Origin of the sequence: Halomonas sp. 11-S5 (assembly GCF_029889825.1) — a bacterium.
Taxonomy (GTDB): domain Bacteria; phylum Pseudomonadota; class Gammaproteobacteria; order Pseudomonadales; family Halomonadaceae; genus Halomonas.
The window spans coordinates 32,805-51,636 of record NZ_JARANW010000025.1 but is presented as its reverse complement, the minus strand read 5'-3'; the positions used below and the strand labels follow the sequence as shown (position 1 = coordinate 51,636).

16 protein-coding genes are annotated in these 18,832 nt (G+C 65.9%); 9 read left to right on the top strand and 7 right to left on the bottom strand.

What is annotated here, in order from left to right:
- From OP497_RS14755 to OP497_RS14740, 4 genes are all read left to right on the top strand, one after another.
- Positions 1–225 (top strand): integrase core domain-containing protein (locus tag OP497_RS14755; protein WP_280549712.1); only part of this gene is annotated, 225 nt, incomplete at its 5' end.
- Between the two features lie 215 nt (positions 226–440).
- Entirely contained in the window at positions 441–950 is a 510-nt protein-coding gene (locus tag OP497_RS14750) for a transposase (RefSeq protein WP_280549710.1), read from the top strand.
- Entirely contained in the window at positions 920–1,411 is a 492-nt protein-coding gene (locus OP497_RS14745; RefSeq protein WP_348533126.1) for a helix-turn-helix domain-containing protein, read from the top strand. Before OP497_RS14750 ends, OP497_RS14745 begins: the two co-directional genes overlap by 31 nt.
- Positions 1,412–2,186: 775 nt before the next feature.
- Positions 2,187–2,816, top strand: coding sequence for an integrase core domain-containing protein (locus OP497_RS14740; protein ID WP_348533125.1), 630 nt, complete (start codon positions 2,187–2,189; stop codon positions 2,814–2,816).
- Positions 2,817–3,151: 335 nt separating this feature from the next.
- Here the strand turns inward: OP497_RS14740 and OP497_RS14735 are convergent, their stop codons facing one another.
- Both OP497_RS14735 and OP497_RS14730 read right to left on the bottom strand, forming a co-directional pair.
- Positions 3,152–4,108: an IS1380 family transposase gene (locus OP497_RS14735; RefSeq protein WP_280549715.1), complete on the bottom strand. Its 957-nt coding sequence runs from the start codon at positions 4,106–4,108 to the stop codon at positions 3,152–3,154.
- Positions 4,109–4,429: 321 nt separating this feature from the next.
- Positions 4,430–5,857, bottom strand: coding sequence for a DDE-type integrase/transposase/recombinase (locus OP497_RS14730; RefSeq protein ID WP_280549708.1), 1,428 nt, complete (start codon positions 5,855–5,857; stop codon positions 4,430–4,432).
- A 128-nt stretch (positions 5,858–5,985) separates the two neighbouring features.
- Here OP497_RS14730 and dusA point away from each other — a divergent pair, with 128 nt between their 5' ends.
- Complete coding sequence (gene dusA / locus OP497_RS14725; RefSeq protein ID WP_280549705.1) at positions 5,986–7,017, top strand: tRNA dihydrouridine(20/20a) synthase DusA; 1,032 nt, start codon at positions 5,986–5,988, stop codon at positions 7,015–7,017.
- A 3-nt stretch (positions 7,018–7,020) separates the two neighbouring features.
- Here dusA and OP497_RS14720 read toward each other — a convergent pair whose 3' ends face one another.
- Positions 7,021–8,052: a succinylglutamate desuccinylase/aspartoacylase family protein gene (locus tag OP497_RS14720; RefSeq protein ID WP_280549704.1), complete on the bottom strand. Its 1,032-nt coding sequence runs from the start codon at positions 8,050–8,052 to the stop codon at positions 7,021–7,023.
- Positions 8,053–8,236: 184 nt separating this feature from the next.
- Between OP497_RS14720 and OP497_RS14715 the strand changes: the two genes are divergently transcribed.
- Positions 8,237–8,860: a TetR family transcriptional regulator gene (locus tag OP497_RS14715; RefSeq protein WP_280549702.1), complete on the top strand. Its 624-nt coding sequence runs from the start codon at positions 8,237–8,239 to the stop codon at positions 8,858–8,860.
- On the opposite strand, the gene OP497_RS14710 is transcribed toward OP497_RS14715, so the two are convergent.
- The 4 genes from OP497_RS14710 to OP497_RS14695 all read right to left on the bottom strand — a co-directional run bounded on the left by OP497_RS14710 (position 8,852) and on the right by OP497_RS14695 (position 15,752).
- On the bottom strand, positions 8,852–9,541 hold the full coding sequence (locus OP497_RS14710) for a hypothetical protein (protein ID WP_280549700.1): 690 nt from the start codon (positions 9,539–9,541) through the stop codon (positions 8,852–8,854). The genes OP497_RS14715 and OP497_RS14710 overlap by 9 nt on opposite strands.
- 212 nt (positions 9,542–9,753) lie before the next feature.
- Positions 9,754–12,939 carry an efflux RND transporter permease subunit gene (locus tag OP497_RS14705; protein WP_280549698.1) on the bottom strand — a complete coding sequence of 1,062 codons (3,186 nt, stop codon included), beginning with the start codon at positions 12,937–12,939 and terminating at the stop codon, positions 9,754–9,756.
- A complete protein-coding gene (locus OP497_RS14700; protein WP_280549696.1) occupies positions 12,939–14,231 on the bottom strand; it encodes an efflux RND transporter periplasmic adaptor subunit in 1,293 nt (430 codons plus the stop codon). The genes OP497_RS14705 and OP497_RS14700 overlap by 1 nt, the downstream gene beginning before the upstream one ends.
- Before the next feature lie 87 nt (positions 14,232–14,318).
- Positions 14,319–15,752 (bottom strand): TolC family outer membrane protein, encoded by a 1,434-nt coding sequence (locus tag OP497_RS14695; RefSeq protein WP_280549694.1) that lies wholly within the window; start codon positions 15,750–15,752, stop codon positions 14,319–14,321.
- Between the two features lie 161 nt (positions 15,753–15,913).
- Between OP497_RS14695 and OP497_RS14690 the strand changes: the two genes are divergently transcribed.
- From OP497_RS14690 to OP497_RS14680, 3 genes are all read left to right on the top strand, one after another.
- A complete protein-coding gene (locus OP497_RS14690; RefSeq protein WP_280549692.1) occupies positions 15,914–16,837 on the top strand; it encodes an alpha/beta hydrolase in 924 nt (307 codons plus the stop codon).
- A gap of 65 nt (positions 16,838–16,902) precedes the next feature.
- Positions 16,903–18,027, top strand: a complete 1,125-nt coding sequence (locus tag OP497_RS14685; RefSeq protein WP_280549690.1) for an ABC transporter permease — start codon at positions 16,903–16,905, stop codon at positions 18,025–18,027.
- Positions 18,024–18,830 (top strand): ATP-binding cassette domain-containing protein, encoded by an 807-nt coding sequence (locus OP497_RS14680; protein WP_166637546.1) that lies wholly within the window; start codon positions 18,024–18,026, stop codon positions 18,828–18,830. Before OP497_RS14685 ends, OP497_RS14680 begins: the two co-directional genes overlap by 4 nt.
- Positions 18,831–18,832: the final 2 nt, after the last annotated feature.

Here is an 18,832-nt window from a genome sequence, read left to right as displayed (position 1 = left end):
TCGGTCGGCGAGCTGACCGTCGGGCTGACGGAGTACTTTCCGTTCTACAACGCGGAGCGGCCCCACCAGTCCCTGGGGTACCGGACACCCGACGAGGTCTACCTGAGCGGCCTGGGTGGCGGGGCATCCATACCCGATCACTTCGGGGGCCGAAGGACGACATCGCAGAACGAAGAAACAGGGCAGCGCTGTGCAGCTGCGAACATGGCCGAGGTATTAGCTTAAACTCAGGCAAATTCTGTCTTGACCGTGGGGTCCACTTTAATCCGTCATTCGCTGGCCAGCTAGCTGCGCACCCTAGTGCTGCAGCGCGCCGGGGCCTGGAACGACCTCAGCAGTATCGATACACTGCGCCATTACCCGCTCTGCCAATTGGCTTGAAGCTATGCTCCTGGGGGGCCCTATGCGTCAACGTAGTTGTCACCCAAACGAATTGAGAGGTGATCAACGTGCGTTACCCCGCAGAGCGTAAGGAAGCCATCCTCAAGAAGATGGCACCGCCCATGAGCATGACCATCCCCGAACTGGCCGAACAGGAAGGCATCACAGCGACAAACCTCTACAATTGGCGGAAACAGGCCAGAGCACGAGGACAGGTTTTGCCATCACGTTCCACCAAACCCGACCAGTGGACCAGCCAGGAGAAGTTCCAGATCGTCCTGGAAACGGCCCCGATGAACGAGGCCGAATTCAGCGCCTACTGCCGTGAGCGCGGGCTCTACCCCGAGCAGGTGGAGGCCTGGCGGAATACCTGCATGAACGCCAACGCGGATGTCGCTGAGCAGACCAAGCAGCAGCGCCAGGCGCACAAGGAAGAGCAGAAGCGGCTCCGCAAGCTGGAGCGTGAGCTTCGCCGCAAAGACAAGGCGCTCGCCGAGACGGCGGCACTGCTGACGCTGTCAAAAAAGGCAGAGGCGATCTGGGGCACGACCAACGACGAGGACGACTGACCAGCCTCCCGGATCGCCAGCGCATCGTGACCCTGGTGCAAGACGCCCAGCGTGACGGTGCTCGGCTGGCCAAGGCCTGTCAGGTGATGGGTATCCATGTGCGGACCTACTACCGCTGGGTCGCGGAGGGCGAGGTGACGGCTGACCGCCGTCCCGATGCCGACCGCCCGGAGCCGGCCAACAAGCTGTCGCCCGAGGAGCGAGAGGCTGTTCTGGCGCTGTGCAACGCCCCGGAATACCGTAGCCGCCCTCCGGCCTTCATCGTGGCCGATCAGGCGGACAAGGGCCGCTACCTGGCCTCTGAGTCGACGATGTACCGCGTGCTTCATGAAGTCGACCAGCAACACCACCGGGGCCGACAGCAGGCCCCGCAGCGCAAGCGCTCGCCGACGACGCACCAAGCCACCGCCCCAAACCGGCTTTGGTGCTGGGATATAAGCTGGTGTGTGCCTCGACCCTGAAGGCAGCAGGAAGTAGCTGAATGGGCACGAGCATGACTGGAATACCTTCATGTCGAGCAGGATGCTCCTAGTGAGGGGCTGCCCTCTGCTGTGAGAGGGCATGAGCCGAAGCGGCAGTGACCTGCTGTGCACTGGCAGGGTGATGTAACCCGTGGGAAACGGGGTGTGAGGCGAAGCCGTTACGCCAAGATGCACCTCTAGGCTAAGTATGGAAAGGTTGAGGAACACGAACCGATTAATCCGCGTCTGTGGGCTGAACGTATCGCCACCTCCTACACGGCTTATTGGAGGTGTGTACCCCAGGAGTGAGTACAGGTATGGCTCACCCCTGCTGCAGGCTACGAACAGCCAAATCGTTGCCAACAGAGGTATGGACAGTGCGCAGCTAATCCGTACCGGGTGCACCAACTTGCAGCATGCAAGGGTAAAGATTGCGATCGGCAACCTCCTCCATACGCTTGAGTCCAGCATGTAAACGAGGGAAGGCTTGTAGGGGATGGTAAGGGAGTGCGACCCCGATGCCCGACAAGCTGGCGGAGCCTCCGTAGTAGTCCGAGGTGGGGAAAGCCTACCACATGGCGAAGGGAGGCAGTTCAAGTGGCTTGTTCCACTAATTACCTGACCGAGAGAGGTGAAGACCTTTGAAAATCAGGGAAATGCAGAGCAAGCTAGCAGATGCAATGGCTATGAGTCACGCTTGAATGGAGAGCCGTATGCGCTGAGAGGTGCACGTACGGTTCGGAGAGGAGAGGCAGGGAGATAGTTCGACTACGCCCTGCCTCTTACTCTACTGCCGGGCCCAGCACGCGGTACCTGGTGGTACCTGTATCTGATCATGGATGTCTTCAGCCGCAAGATCGTTGGGCACGAGGTCTACGAAACCGAAACGGGAGAGCTGGCGGCCGAGCTGATCCAGAAGGCCTGCTGGCGAGAGCACCTCACCGATCGTCACAAGCCCTTGATTCTGCACTCAGATAACGGCAGCCCGATGAAGGCGGCGACCTTCCTGGAGAAGCTCTACGATCTGGGCATCACCCCGTCGTACAGTCGGCCAAGGGTCAGCAACGACAATGCCTTCGCCGAGTCGGCCTTCAAGACGCTGAAGTACCGGCCGGGCTTTCCCGTCGACGGCTTCGCGACACTTACCGAAGCCCAGGAGTGGGTCCAGCAATTCACCGAGTGGTACAACCACGAGCACCGGCACAGCGCCCTTCGCTACGTCACGCCGAGCCAGCGTCATAACGGCGAGGCCAAAGGCATCCTGGCGCAGCGCCGGGAGGTTTTCGAGGCGGCGAAGCAACGTCACCCGGAGCGCTGGTCGGGGGACATCCGGAAACTCAGCCTGCCAGAGGTAGTGCACCTGAATCCCGAGAGGGACCCGGTGCTACAGGCAGCAGGGTTTTAAAGAGCCAGAACCATTTCATATGCCAACTATGTTGACAGGCTCCGGGGGACGCCACTGGCACATGATTTGGCCGGCGGTCTCAGGTTCCAAGCGCAACACTATTGCACCCGCCTCATTCATAAGGGTGCCGAACGAGGGTGTTGAACCGAATGATTGCTGGCATTGAACCACGTCAACGTCGTTCACCGCTTGGTAGCCGGATAATCTATACCCGAATCGACTTTCATCCAGCCTTTTCATAACTAATAAAAGTCGAAGTCTGGTGCCGGCGCAGCCGTGCCAGCCGACCTCCCTTGTGTCCGCCTTGTCTGTGTGGATCGTGGTGACGCCCGGGATCAGACCAGGGCCGTCAGCCGAGGCAGCCCCTTCAGCAAGGTGGGCCACCATTTGTCGGCCGCATCGCCGAGTTGCACGATAATCCGACGGGCATACACTGTCAGCGTCGCCGCCACCTTAAGCACTTCCTCGCTCATCCGCATCAGGCTCCACTCGTGGTGCGTCCGGCTTTCCAGTAAGCGGCGCAAACCATGCAAAACCTGGTAGGCGTAAAGGCTCGGCAGCAGGCTCACTTCGTTGCGCTCCATCATGTCCTTGACGGTGGAGGCGCCACGATCAGTCGAGGAGAGGTGCACGTCGAGTGCCGATTTCACCTCGCCCATGTGTGCCTCGGCGCTGCCACGCTTGCGGTAGAGTGCCAGGATCTTCTCAGGCGGCCAGTCGAACTTGCCGAGATTGGTGACCAGGAAGAAGGCATGCAGCGACAGGTCGTCGGGGCGTTCCTGCACCACCAGCACCACGCGGCGCGGCGTTGGCCAAGAGCCCGCCTGGTACGTCAGGTCGTGGCACCACTCCCGAGGTTGCTCGGGCGGGCGGCCTCGAGGTCGTTTCAGGTACGGTGCCGCCAGCTTCTGGAGCCCCGAATGACTGCGCAGTCGGCCCAGGTACTCGATGCCGCGCTCTTCCAGGGCCCCCAGCGTGTCGTTGTCGGTGAAGCCCGCATCGATGCGTACCCGAGTGGCGCCGGTGCTCTCGTTGAGCCGCCGCACCAGGTGCGGGATCCAGATGTCGGCGTTCTCGGCCGGGCCGGCGTTGCCCTCGCGCAACAGGCTGCCCACCATGTCGCCGGTTTCAGCCAGCGAGGCGACCAGCGGCGAGTAGATTCGTGCACCGTAAAGACCATGAAACGTCGAGCCGCCCTGATGGCCATTGACCTCGATCGGCAAACCATCGATGTCCGATGCCACTTTCATCATTAGAGAGATCTGATATACGTGTGCAGTCAAACCTACCATCCATCGCGACACATACTTGCAAAGCCTGAGCACCCCATGTACGTAGACAGCGAGCCGGCCGGTGTCCAAGTGATTGAGCCCCGAAAGCGCAATTGTTGCAGGTGCCGACATCGTTAATAAGGCGGATTCACCCGTTAAGCCCGACTTGATAGACCCCATCACAACGAGCACGCACGCTACCGCTTAAGGGAAGCCTGCCGCGAGCAAGCGCCTTCCCTTCCGTGGGGCTTTACATGTCGCCATTCTAAGACACCGGAGCATTAAACAGATACATACCGGAGCCTGTCAACATAGATGGCACATGAAGTGTGAGTTGGCTCTTTAAAATCCAGATGCCTGCGGCACCGGATCCCGGTCGGGGTTCAGATGCACCACCTCTGGCAAGCTGAGGCCCCGGATGGCGCCCGACCAACGCTCCGGGTGACGATGCTTCGCGGCCTCAAAAACCTCTCGGCGCTGCGCCAGAACGCCCTCGGCCTCGCCCCTGTGACGCTGGACTGGAGTGACATGGCGAAGGGCGCCATGCCGGTGCTCATGGTTGTACCACTCGGTAAATTGCTGGACCCAGCCTTGTGCCTCGGCCAGGGTCGCGAAGCCATCGACGGGGAAACCCGGCCGGTACTTGAGCGTTTTGAAGGCCGACTCCGCAAAGGCATTGTCGTTGCTGACCCTTGGCCGGCTATACAACGAGGTGATGCCCAGGTCGTGCAGCTTCCTCAGGAAGGTCGCCGCCTTCATCGGGCTGCCGTTATCTGAATGCAGAATAAGGGGCTTGTGGCGAGCCGACAGGTGCTCCCGCCAGCAGGCCTTCTGGATCAGCTCGGCCGCCAGCTCTCCCGTTTCGGTTTCGTAGACCTCGTGCCCAACGATCTTGCGGCTGAAGACGGCCATGATCAGATACAGGCACCACCAGGTGCCACGCGCAGGGCCAGGTAACCAGCTGATATCCCAGCACCAAAGCCGGTTTGGCGCCGAGTCCTGGTGCGTGGGCGGCACTCGCTTACGTTGAGGGGCCTGCTGCCGGCCTCGGTGATGTTGCTGATCAACCTCATGAAGCACTCGGTACATTGTCGACTCAGAGGCGAGGTAGCGACCCTTGTCCGCCTGATCGGCCACGATGAAGGCCGGAGGGCGGCTACGGTATTCCGTGGCGTTGCAAAGCACCACAACGGCCTCTCGCTCCTCGGGAGACAGCTTGTTGGCCGGTTCCGGGCGGTCGGCATCGGGCCGGTGGTCGCGGCTCTCGGGGCGGCCGATGAACCCGGCACGCGCCAAGCCCTTGCGCCAGGTGTTGAACGCCATCGAGAACTCCGCTGGTACACCCAGCTCGAGCACCGCCGTGCTCAGCGTCCCGGACAGCGTCATAATGTTGTAGCCGATGGTCGCCGCCTTGACCTGGTCCTCGCGGGCACGGGTGGTACAGAACTCGGCCAGCGCCGCATAGTCGAGCGCCGACAGCGGCAGGGTATCGCCGAAGTGACGCTTGAGCGTGCGGATATCGGTGTCGATGCGCCGGTCGCGGCTGCTGAGCCGCCCCAGGTGCTCGCGGTGCGTGTCCAGCACGCGGCCCAGGGTCAACCGGCGCAAGGCCTGCTTCCCCGTGTGCTCGTCAGAATCAATGCCAACTTCAAGCTCCTTCGCCCAGCGCTGGGCCTGGCTCTTGGTACGGAACGACTTACTCTGGGCCGGGTGGCCCTTCTTCCGTACAATGGCCCGCCAACGCGAGCCCCGCTGCTGAAAAGTGGCCATACTGTACCAGTCCCTTCGTGTTTTTCCCCGTCAGTGGGGCGAGTGGTACAACTAGTTAGTAGGGTACACCAAGTTCGGTAAAGGGTGGGGTAAAACGGGGATTATCGGGAATAACTGATGGAGCGAAAATGGCCCAAGCCACTGAAAAAGAAGAAAAAAGCCCCGCAAATGGGGCCCGGCGATTTTCTGTTGCTCCGATGATGGATTGGACGACCCGCGACTACCGCGCGTTCGCCCGGACCCTGACCCAGCGCGCCCTGCTCTACACCGAGATGGTGACCACCGGCGCCATCCTGCACGGTAGCCCGCGCTCGCGCTTCCTTGGCCATGAGGCGGTCGAGCACCCGCTTGCCCTGCAGCTGGGCGGCAGCGACGCCGTTGAACTCGCCGAGTGCGCCGCGATCGCCGAGGCGTGGGGCTTTGATGAGGTCAACCTCAACGTCGGCTGCCCCAGCGACCGGGTGCAGAACAACCTGATCGGCGCCTGCCTGATGGGCCACCCGGGGAAGGTGGCCGCCGCCGTGCGCGCCATGCGTGAGGCGGTGTCGATCCCGGTCACGGTGAAGTGCCGCATCGGCATCGACGACCAGGACGAGGATGCCGATCTCGAGCGCTTCATCGCCACCGTGGCCGATGCCGGCTGCGATACCTTCATCGTGCATGCGCGCAAGGCGTGGCTCGAGGGGCTCTCGCCCAAGGAGAATCGCGACGTGCCGCCGCTCAACTATCCGAGGGTGCACCGCCTCAAGGCGAGCCGGCCTGAGCTGCATATCGGCATCAACGGCGGCCTGAAGACACTCGACGCCTGCCGGGAACAGCTCGAGCTCGTGGACAGCGTGATGGTCGGTCGCGAGGCCTACCAGAACCCCTGGCTGCTGGCCGGCGTCGACGAGGCCCTCTACGGCGTGCCGGGCCCGGCAGAGAGCCGCCACACGGCGGCCCGCGCGCTGCGCCCCTATATCGCCCACCGCCTCGCGGAGGGCGCCAAGCTCAACCACGTCACCCGCCACCTGCTGGGGCTCTTCCAGGGCCAGCCGGGGGGACGCAAGTTCCGCCGTCACCTCTCCGAACATGCCCATCGCGAGGGCGCGGGCCTGCCGGTCTTCGACGACGCCCTGGGCCTGGTCGCCGAGCGCGAGGCTGCCGCCGAGGTCGCCTGAGACTCAGTAAAGCGCATCGGGCGGTGGCTCAAGGCTGGAATGGAAGCTCTCCACGGCGTTCTCAGCCTCCTCGATGGCATCGAAGCGGGCGATATGGAACAGCGCCTCGCCCTCGTTGGCCAGCGGCAGCCGCCCCATGCCAATGACGATGCCGTCGGCCATCGCTCGCACCCCCTCTTCGGCGTTGCCGAAGGGGTCGGCGACCTTTCCCAGCAGATCGCCCTTGGCCACTCGGGCGCCGAGCCGCACCCGGGGGCGCAGGATGCCGTCGATGGGCGCCCGGGCCCAGCTCGAGCCGTTGGCGACCTCCGCCGCCGGGGGCGCGCGGCGGCGGCGCTCGCCGGTAAGCATGCCGAGCCGGCGCATCACTCGCAGCACGCCGCGCACGCCGGGGGTGATCGCCCACTCGTCGAAGCGCAGCGCCTCGCCGGCCTCGTAGGTCAGCACCGGGATACCCTTGTTCTGGGCGTAGTGGCGCAGGCTGCCCTCGCGCAGCTCGGCGTTGAGGATCACCGGCGCCCCGAAGGCGTTGGCCATGCGCTCGGTCTCACCCCCGGGCGTCAGCTGGGCGCGGATCTGCGGCAGGTTGGTGCGGTGGATGGCGCCGGTATGCAGGTCGATGATGTGGGTGGCGTGGTCGACGATCTGCTCGCGGAACAGCGCCGCCACTCGCCCGCCCAGCGAGCCCGACTCGCTGCCCGGGAAGCAGCGGTTGAGGTCGCGGCGGTCCGGGAGGTAGCGGCTGTGCTGCACGAAGCCGAAGACGTTGACGATCGGCACGGCGATCAGGGTGCCGCGCAGCCCCTGGAGCTGCTTCGAGCGCAGCAGGCGGCGCACGATCTCCACGCCGTTGATCTCGTCGCCGTGAATCCCGCCGCAGACCAGCAGCACCGGGCCCGACTGCCGGCCGTGCACCACTTCCACGGGAATGTAGAGCGGGGCATGGGTATAGAGGCGCGCCACCGGCACGTCGATCTGGGTACGCGAGCCTGCCGCCACGCGGGTACCGGCGAGTTCGAAGGGGGCACGGGCCATGGGCGCTCCTTGCGTCACAGAACGGTGTTTTTCGTGACTTCCTTATACGCCACTGCCGCGCCGAAAACGAGCCCGGGCGGCATGACCTGACCGGCACGTCGCTATCCATACAATGGTGTATGTAAAAGGCGAGACGACTCGCGTAGACTATGACAATCACCAGAACGCTGGAGAGCCCGCTTTCATGGCCAGACGCACCAAGGCCGAGGCCGCCGCTACCCGGGAAGCCCTGCTGGACGCCGCCGAGGAGGTCTTCCTCGAGAAGGGCGTGGCACGCACCTCCCTGGAACAGATCGCCCGTCACGCCGACATGACCCGCGGCGCCATCTACTGGCACTTCCGCAACAAGGCCGACCTCTTCCAGGCCATGCTGCAGCGCGTGCGCATACCCTTTCAGGAGCTGGTGGAGGAGATCGGCGACCCCAGCGTCACCGAGCGTCCCCTCGAGGCGATCCGCCTGGCCTGCCTCAAGGGCTTCGAGCGCCTCGAGCAGCCCCGCTACCGGCGCGTGCATGCCATTCTCATCCATCACTGCGAGGTCTTCGGCGACATCGACCCGCTGACCATGCAGAACGAGATAGCCGAGGAGGCCTGTGGCGCCCTGACCGACTATTTCGTCTGTGCGGCCCGCCAGGGCCACCTGCGCCCGGGGCTCAACCCGGAAGTGGCCGGCGAGCTGCTGCAGGCGATGCTCGGCGGGCTCTTCCATGACTGGCTGCGTAATCACGAGAGGTTCTCGATCGTCGAGCGCGGCACCCTGCTGCTGGACGCCCAGCTGGAACTAATGCGTGCCCCGGCGTCAGGATGAGACCGCGGCACCAGCTCTTCCCTGGCCCCGCCCCTGGCGCAGGCGCAGCCGGCTGAGGTGGGCCCGTGCCTCACGATACTCGACCTCCGGTACGCTGCGGTAGGCGTCCTCCCCGGCCACATACTTGACCAGCACCCGACGCTCGCCGACCTGCGGCAGGTTGCCGGGCTTGCCGTGCAGGCGCACCTGCCATGCCGGGTCGCCTACCAGTCTCGCCGTGGCCCAGCCATCGGCATCCGCCTCTTCCCTCACCTCCACCTTCTCGCCCAGCAGGCAGCGCCGCTGTTGCGGGGCATGGCGATGGAACCAGTGATGCAGGCCATGGCACAACGCCGCGGCCAGCGGCGAGGCGAGCGCGAAGGCCCCCCATAGCACCCCTACCCCGACCGGGATACGGAACAGCCCCAGCGGCAGCCAGCGCAGCACGGCGAGCTCCACCCCCAGGGTGATGCCCCCCGCCAGCATCAGCAGCACCGTCAGCGCGAAGGAGGCCGGCACCCCGGCGAAGCCGAGCGCCACCAGAGTACTGGCCAGGTGGTCGCCCTTGAGGCTGTCGTGCTCAAAGCACTCCACCGGCGCCAGGCGCCAGGCTACCAGCAGCCAGTAGAGGGCGGCGAGGCCCAGCAGCGCGCTGAACACCACCACCGGGAAGCTCAGGGCAATCTGACGTACGGTTTCCATGCGGCACCTCCCGGCAATACTTTGCCAACGAATGAGTCTCTCTTTACAGCGTAGACCATGGGGGGAGTGGAACGCACCGCCCTGATGTGAGTCATGGACCGGTTCGCAAGTGCACAGGATGACCCTTGATAAGAGAAGGAGCGCCCCCCAATCGGGCGCCCCTTCTGTTGCGTGCCAGTCATGGGGCCAGCACCCGGCGCTGGCCCCGGCCCTCACGGCTGATCGGCACCTGCCGGCCGGCGATGCTCGGCGCCACCTCCCAGCACCTTGCGCCGGAGCCAGTCGGAGACCGCCGCGATCATGGCGTAGAAGCTCGGCACGAAGAAGCTGCCCAGCACCGCCACGCTGGCCATACCCACCGCCACCGTGGTACCGATATGGTGGCTGCTGGTATCGCTCGCCCCGGTGGCCATAGCCAGCGGCAGTGTGCCGAAGATAAACGCCAGCGAGGTCATCACGATGGGCCGGAAGCGCAGCCGGGCGGCGGTGATGGCCGCCTCGCGGATCGACTTGCCCTGCTCCTTGCGCTGCAGCTCGGCGAACTCGACGATCAGGATGGCGTTCTTGGCCGCCAGCCCCACCACCACAAGCATGCCGATCTCCACATAGACACTGGTATCCAGCCCACGCAGCACGATCCCGCCGATGCCGCCGAGGAAAGCGAATGGGGTCGCGGTGAGGACCGCCAGCGGCAGCGACCAGCTCTCGTACTGGGCCGCCAGAATCAGGAACACCATTAGCAGGCCGAAGACGATCGCCAGGTTGGCGGTGCTGCCCATCTGGGTCTCCTGGTAGGCGGTGCCGGTCCAGCCCATGCCCCAACCTTTGCCGAGCGTCTCCTGAACGATCTCCTCCATGGCGGCGACCGCCTCGCCGGAGCTGTAGCCCGGGGCCGGGCCGCCCTGGAACTGGGCGCCCAGGTAGACCCCGAAGCGCGACACCACCGCCGGCTTGGCCTGGCGCTCGAGGGTCACGAACTCGGAGAGCGGGATCCGCTCGCCGTTGCCGCCGCGCACGAAGACGTTGTTGATGTCATCCGGGGTCCGGCGGAACTCGTCCTCGTTCTGCAGGTAGACCTGGAAATTGCGGTTCTGGTAGCTGAAGTAGTTGACGAAGCCGTTGCCGAAAGTGTTCGACAGGGTGGCGTTGAGGTCCTGTAGCGCCACGCCGTAGCTGAGCGCCTTCTGCTGGTCGATCTCAGCCCGGTAGCTCGGCACGTTGACGTTAAAGGTAGTGAACACCCGCTGCAGGGCCGGGTGCTCGCCCGCCGCCTGCATCACCTGCATCGAGGCCTGGAAGAGCTCCTGCGGGGTCACACCCTCGAAGGACTGCAGGTAGCCGGTGAAGCCACCGGTGGTGGAGAGCCCCATGATCGGTGGCATGTTGAAGGCCCTGGCCGAGCCGCCCGGCACTTGGGCCCCCAACTGCATCACCTGCCCCACCAGCCCCTGGGCGGTGATCTCACGCTCCGCCCAGGGCGCCATGTCGATGAACATCACGCCACGGGCGGTGTTCACCGCACTGGAAAGGATGTCGTAGCCGGCGACCGCTGCCACGTGGTTGACTCCCGGGACCTCCTCGATGCGCGAGCTCAGCACAGCCATGTAATCCTGGGTACGCGCCAGGGACGCGGAGTCCGGCAGCTGCACGCTGACCAGCACCATGCCCTGGTCAGTCTCCGGCACCAAGGACGAAGGCGTGATCTGGTACATCCACCAGGAGCCACCGATCACCAGGGCAGTGAGCAGCAGCGCTAGACCCCAGAAGCGCACCAACACCTTGACCACCCACAGGTAGGCGGCGGTGGTGGCAGCGAAGAGGCGATCGAAGAGGCGCAGCGGGGTATTGATGGCTCGCCGAAACGCCGTTTCGTTGCCGCTCGCCGGCTTGTGCTTGATGAAGATTGCCGATAGGGCCGGGGTGAAGGTCAGCGCCATCAGCGCCGAGAAGGCCACCGAGATCGCCACGGTCAGTGCGAACTGCTGGTAGATCTGGCCGGTGAAGCCGCCCAGGAAGGCCACCGGCACGAACACCGCGACCATGATCAGCGAGGTGGCGATGACCGGGCCGCCCACCTCCTTCATGGCGCGGATGGTGGCCTGGGTGACGGTGATCTCCTCGTTTTCGCTGAGTACCCGCTCGACGTTCTCCACCACCAGGATGGCGTCATCCACCACGATGCCGATGGAGAGCACCAGGGCAAACAGCGTCAGCAGGTTGATGGAGAAGCCGAACATGTAGAAACCGGCGAAGGTGCCGATCACCGAGACCGGCACCACTGACATGGCGATCACCGTGAAGCGCCAGTTCTGCAGGAAGATGAACAGGATCACGCCGACGATCAGGAAGGCCTCGGTGAACACATTGATCACCGTGTTGACAGAGGCATTGATGAACAGGGTGGTGTCGTAGGGCACCACCTGCTCGAGGCCGGGCGGGAAGCGCCCCTCCAGCTCGGCCATGGTCGCCTTGACTGCCTCGGCCGTCTCCAGGGCATTGGCCCCCGGCTGCTGGTTGATGATGATCGGCGACATGGCAGCGCCGTTCAGGCGGGCATCCACGCCGTAGAAGGAGGCACCCAGCTCGATGCGCGCCACGTCATGCAGGCGCAGCGACGAGCCATCCGGGTTGGTACGCAGGAATATCTCGCGGAAGTCGTCGACGTCGCTGAGCCGCCCGCCCGCGGTGATGGTGTAGCTGAAGGCGCGCGGCTCGCTCTGCGGCGTGGCCGCCAGGCTGCCCGCCGGCACTTCGGTGTTCTGGGCGCGGATGGCCGCGGCCACCTCGGTGGGGGTCAGGTCGTACTGGGCCAGCTTGTCCGGGTCCATCCAGATGCGCATGGCGAACTCGCCGCCACCCAGCACCTCGGCATTGCCGACGCCGGGTACCTGGCGCAGCTCGTCGAGGATGTTGAGGGTGGCGTAGTTCTGCATGTAGGTGCGGTTATAGTCACCCTCCGGGGAGATCAGTGCCACCAGCATCAGGATCGAGCTGGAGCGCAGCTCCACGGTGACGCCCTGGGCCTGCACGGCCTCGGGCAGCTGCGACAGCGCCCCCTGGACGCGATTGTTGACGTTGATGGTGTTGATGTCGCCGTCGGTGCCGATGCTGAACGCCACGCTGAGGCTCATGGTGCCGTTGTCGGCGCTGGTCGAGCTCATGTAGAGCATGTTCTCGACGCCGTTGATCGCCTCGGCCAGGGGAGCGGCCACCGTCTGGGCCACGGTTTCGGCATCGGCGCCGGGGAACTGGGCCTGCACCGAGACCGTGGGCGGCACCACACCGGGGTACTGCTCGATCGGCAACACCCGCATGCTCACCACCCCGATCAGCGTCAGGATGATCGCCAGTACCGTGGCGAAGACCGGCCGCTTGATGAAGAAGTTGGAGAACGGCATCAGCTTTCGCCTCCGTCGGCCTTATCAGACGCCGCCTCGGCGCCGGATGCCGTGTCAGCCTGGCCACCCTGCGCCGCGGCACCTTCCGGCGCGCCGGCGCCCTGCTGCCGCTTCCCGGTCTGCATGGCGCGCTCCATCAGCGCCTGGGCGTCGCCATCGAAGGGCTGGGGATCGATGTCCGTACCCGGTTCGATGCCGGCGGGGTCGCCCACCACTACCCGCTCGCCGACTTCCAGGCCGCCGCGGATGATCTGCCAGGGACCGGCCACCTCGCCCAGCTCCACGGTGCGGGCCCGGGCCACGCTCTCCTCGTCGAGCACGTACACCTGGGGGCCCATCAGCCCCTGGCCGATGGCGATCTCGGGTACCGCCAGCACGTTATAGCGCTTGAGCCCCTCCAGGCTGACCCGCACGAACTGGCCGGGCAGCACGCGGCCCTCCGGGTTGGCGAAGGTGGCACTGGCCTGGACGGTGCTGGTGGCTTCCTCCACCCGGGAGCCCAGGAAATCGAGGCGCCCCTCTAGTGTCGGGCTCTCGGCACCGTTATCGCCGGGCAAGCGCAACAGGGTGGTGATCGCCTCGACGGACTGCTCGCCTAGCTGGCGGCGCAGCTCGAAGGCATCGCGCTGGGGCAGCTGGAAGCGCACTTCCAGGGGATCGAGCGGAGTGATGGTGGCAAGCTCGATGCCACTGCTCACCAGATTGCCGACGTTGATCCGGCTGAGGCTAATCATCCCGGAGACGGGTGCGGTCACCTCGGCATAGTCCAGATCAATGCGGGCACTCTCAAGGGCGGCTTCGGCTTGTGCGACCCGGGCGCTGGCAACACGCATATCTGCCAGTGCCTGATCGTACTGCTGACGACTCACCGAGTTCTGGCTCAGCAGCCGCTCGAAACGCTCGGCGTCGCGCTGGGCCCGGGCGAGCTCGGCACGAGCGCTCTGCAGATCTGCCTCGCGCTGGTTGACCACGGCCTGGTAGAGGTCCGGCTCGATGGTGTAGAGCTTCTGCCCCTGCTCCACCAGCTGACCGGCCTCGAAGTGCCGCTGCTCGAGGAAACCCGTGACACGGGCCACCAGGGTAACCTCATCGTCGCTGCGCAGCAGCGACGGGTAGGACTTCTCCAGGGGGATATCCTGACGGGCGATGGTCGTCACTTCCACCGGATGCGGCGGCCGTTCCTGATTGCCGGCGGCCTGCTGGGGGGCATTGTCCTGGCCACAGGCAGCCAGCAACAGAGCCGCGGCCAGGACCAGCAAGTTCGTCCGGCCGTGTCGGAAAAACATTTTCATGGTGTCGGTCGTTCCCGTTGGCGTCGTCAGAGGTAAACGAATCTTACATCCATACATGTATGGATGTAAATATTAGGCTGCTAAACATCATTCCCGGGGACGCGGCGGCTCGCCGATCTCCATGGCCCCGTCGTAGCTATCACTATCTTCCGGTAGGGTGAAGGAGACGCTGCCGCCGTCCAGCCAGGCGTTGACCTCCTCCACGGCCGGCACGTCCAGGGTCCCGGACTGCTGGCGCAGGCTGAGCAGGTTGATCACGTAGTCGTAGCGGGCGCTGGCATGCTCGGCGACGGCGTTGTAGAGGTTCTGCTCGGCATTGAGCACGTCGACGATGTTGCGGGTGCCCACCTCGTAGCCGGCGCGGGTGGCGTCCAGGGCGCTCTGGTTAGAGACGATAGCCTGGGCGCGCGCCTCCACGGTGGAGACGTCGTTGCTGACCTGGGTAAAGCGCGACCGGACCTGCTGGACGGTATCGCGACGCTGGGACTCGAAGTCGTACTGGCTGGCCTCCAGCCGGTAGGTGTTCTGGCGGATGCTCGCCTGGGTTCGGCCGCCGGTATAGAGCGGCATAGTGGCACGCAGGCCGATCTGACTCATCGAGTTGTGCCCTTCCACCACATCGCTATCGCTGTCGTCGAACTGGTAGTTGGCGAAGGCGTTGAGCGTCGGCAAGCGCTGGGCGCGGGCGATCTCGACGCTGCTGCGCGAGACCTCGACACCGGCCAGACTCGCCAGCACCAGGGGGTTGTTCTCCATGGCCAGTTCGACCCAGTGATCACGATCGGCGGGGGTCGGCGGCTGGATCGGCATCTCGTCTCCGAGCATGTCGATGCGGGAATAGCGCTGGCCGGTCAGGCGCTCCAGGACCTCGAAGCGCACCTGCAGGTCGCTCTCGGCAGCGATGCGCTCGGCACGTGACTGGTCGAAGGCCGCCTTGGCCTCCTCCACCTCGGTGATGGCAATCAGCCCCACCTCGAACTGCTCGCGGGCCTGCTCCAGCTGGCGGCCGATGGCCCGCTCCTGGGCGCGCCGCGCCTCCAGCACCTCGTAGGCCCGCAGTATCTCGAAGTAGGCCGAGGAGACGTCGATCAACACCTGCTGCTCGGTGGCGGCCAGCTGATAGGTCTGCTGGTCGATCTGGCGCTCGGCCTGCTCGACCTCGCGGGAGTTACGGGCATCGAACAGCGCCTGGGTGGCCTCGAGGCTGAGCCTGGCCGTATTGTAAATATCATCCCCGGCCGTCCCGCTACCGGAAACCGCGCCCGACCCGCGCTGGCTCTCGTACTGGCGGTTGTGGGTCGCATCCGCCGAGGCATTGACCTGGGGCAGCAGGTCACCGCGCTCCACATCCCGCCCTGCCGCGACGCTGTCGGTCTGTGACCGGGCCGAGGCCAGCTCGGCATTGTTCTCCAGGGCGTCCCGGGTGATGGTCAACAGATCGGCCGCCTGCAGGGGCGTGGCGAAGGCCGACGCGATCAGTGCCGGCAGCAGGGCACGACGAAGGGTGCGGTGACGAGTCATCGGGTCATCCTCGGTTTCTGGTCGGACAGCTTTACATACATTGTCGCATGTTTGGGTAACGAATCCACTGCCGAACCGTCGGGAATTGTGGATCCTTGACGAAAGCCCCGGGAAACTCCGCTATGCTGCCATGCAGCATAGCCCACTGAGGGAGAACGCCCATGGACGCTCTGGAACTCGTCAGGGTGAGAGAGCTCGAGATCGCCGTGCGCATCTGGCACCCCGAGGCACCGCGTACCGTCATCGCCTGGCACGGCCTGGCCCGCCACGGCGGGGACTTCGAGGACTTCGCCCGCGTGCTGGGCCCCGACTGGCGGGTCCTGGCCCCGGACACCCCCGGACGCGGGCTGTCGAGCTGGTCGCTCTACCCCGCCCACGACTATCTCTACGCCCACTACATGAAGGTAGCAGTGGCGGTGCTCGACCACTTCGGCCTCGAGCAGGTGCCCTGGGTGGGCACCTCCATGGGCGGGCTGATCGGCATGCTGATGGCCGCCGAGCCCGAGACGGCAGGGCGCATCGAGCGGCTGGTGCTCAACGACGTGGGCCCGGAACTCGACCCCGAGGGCCTGGCGAACCTGGCCAGCTACTTCGGCGTACCCCACCGCTTCTGCCGCTTCGGCAAGCTGGAGGCCGAGCTCAGGCGCCACTACACGGGCTTCGGCATCGAGGGCGACGACGCCTGGCGACGCCTCGCCCTGGGCAGCGCCCGGCGCCTGCCCGACGGCAGCTGGACCTACCACTACGATCCGCGCATCGGCGAGCAATTCGTCCTCGACACCCCCCGCGACACCTGGGCCGACTGGGCGGCGATCCGCTGCCCGCTGATGGTCGTGCGCGGCGCGGACTCGCCGCTGCTCAAGGCCGAGAGCGTGACCCGCATGACCGAGGCTCAGCCCGGCCTGGTCAGCCTCGAGGCGCCCGGCTGCGGACACGCCCCGATGCTCGACCGGAAAAGCCAGGTGCGCCCCATCGCCGCCTTCCTCGACCGGCCCCACCGCCGCGTGCTGCCTGGCGGTGTCGGCGGCGCCCTGGGCTGGTGGCAGCGCGGCCTGCGCTGGCTGAAGGGGGCCGGCGCAGGTTGAGCTAATGTAAAGGCACGCGGGCTGATACCATCGGCCACCATGACGCACCCGAGACGCCATTGCCCATGACCGAGCCGGGCCACATCGACCAGCAGGACGGCCGCCTGGCCATCGCCGGGGACTGGACCCTGGTGCACTACGCGACCCTGAAGCGCCAGGTCGAGCGCCTGGCGCAGGCCCGCGAGCCCTCCCCCGAGGGGGTCGATCTCGAGCGGCTCGCCGCCCTGGATACCGCCGGCGCCGTGCTGCTGATGGAGCTGGTCGGCGCCGGCCCCCTCGCCGCGATCGACGACTGGGCCCCCGACCTGCCGGCGACGCGCCGCACCCTGCTGCGCACTTTGGGCCAGGCCATGGCCGACAACCAACCGCCCGAAGCGCGCCGCGTCCGGCCGCTGAGGGACAGCCTGGCGCGGACCGGCCAGCTCATCGAGGGGCTCTGGCAGCAGCAGGGACAGCTGCTCGGCTTCATCGGCCTGACCCTCGCGACGCTGGCCGCCACCGCCTGGCGACCGAGCCGCTGGCGGCTCACCTCGGTGGTGGCCCAGCTGCACCAGACGGGCCTCAACGCCCTGCCCATCGTCGCCCTGCTGACCTTCCTGGTGGGCGCCGTGATCGCCTTCCTGGGCGCTACCGTGCTGCGCGACTTCGGCGCCACCATCTACACCGTCAACCTGGTCGCCTTCGCCTTCCTGCGCGAGTTCGGCGTGCTGCTCGCTGCCATCCTGCTCGCCGGTCGCACCGCCAGCGCCTTCACGGCCCAGCTCGGCGCCATGAAAGCCAACGAGGAGCTCGACGCCGTGCGCACCCTCGGCCTGGACCCCATCGAGCTGCTGGTGCTGCCGCGGGTGCTGGCGATGATGCTGACCCTGCCGATCCTCACCTTCGTGGGCATGCTCAGCGGCCTCCTCGGTGGGGCCCTGGTCTGTCTGCTGGCCCTGGATATCTCCCTCTTCCAGTTCCTGGCCATCCTGCAGCGCGACATCCCCCTCGAGCACTTCCTGGTGGGGCTGTCCAAGGCGCCGCTGTTCGCCTTCCTGGTGGCGGTGATCGGCTGCCTGGAGGGCTTCAAGGTCAGCGGCAGCGCCCAGTCCGTGGGCGAGCACACCACCTCGAGCGTGGTGCAGTCGATCTTCGTGGTGATCCTGCTGGATGCGGTGGCGGCGCTGTTCTTCATGGAGATGGGCTGGTGAGCGAGGCATGCACATCAAGGGACGAAACGCCACTGATCCGGGTCCGCGGGCTGGCCAACCGCTTTGGCCAGCACAGCGTCCACGAGGAGCTCGACCTCGACCTCTACCCGGGCGAGATCCTCGGCGTGGTCGGCGGTTCGGGCACCGGCAAGTCGGTCCTGCTGCGCAGCATCGTCGGCCTGCTGCGGCCCAGCGCCGGGCAGATCGAGGTGTTCGGCGAGGACCTCCTGGGTCTCTCGGCCCGGGAGCGCTCCCAGGTGGAGCGCCGTTTCGGGGTGCTCTTCCAGCGTGGGGCACTCTTTACCTCGCTGACCCTGCAGGAGAACGTCGCCCTGCCGCTGATCGAGCATATCGGACTCTCCCGCGCCGATGCCGAGACCCTGGCCCGGGTCAAGCTGGCGCTTGCCGGCCTGCCCGGGGAGGCGGCGATCCAGTATCCTGCCGAGCTCTCCGGTGGCATGATCAAGCGGGCGGCCCTGGCGCGCGCCCTGGCGCTCGACCCGGAGGTGCTGTTTCTTGACGAGCCGACGGCGGGCCTGGACCCGATCGGCGCAGCGGCCTTCGACCGCCTGATCCTGACCCTGCGCGACGCCCTGGGGCTGAGCGTCTTCCTGGTCACCCACGACCTGGACACCCTCTATACCGCCTGCGACCGGGTGGCCGTGCTGTCGCGTGGCCGGGTGCTGGTCGCCGATTGCCTTGACGTCGTCTCGGCCACCGACGACGACTGGATCCACGACTATTTCCATGGCCCCCGAGGCCGCGCCGCCCAGCGGGCGGCCCACCCGGTGGAGGAGCCCTGACG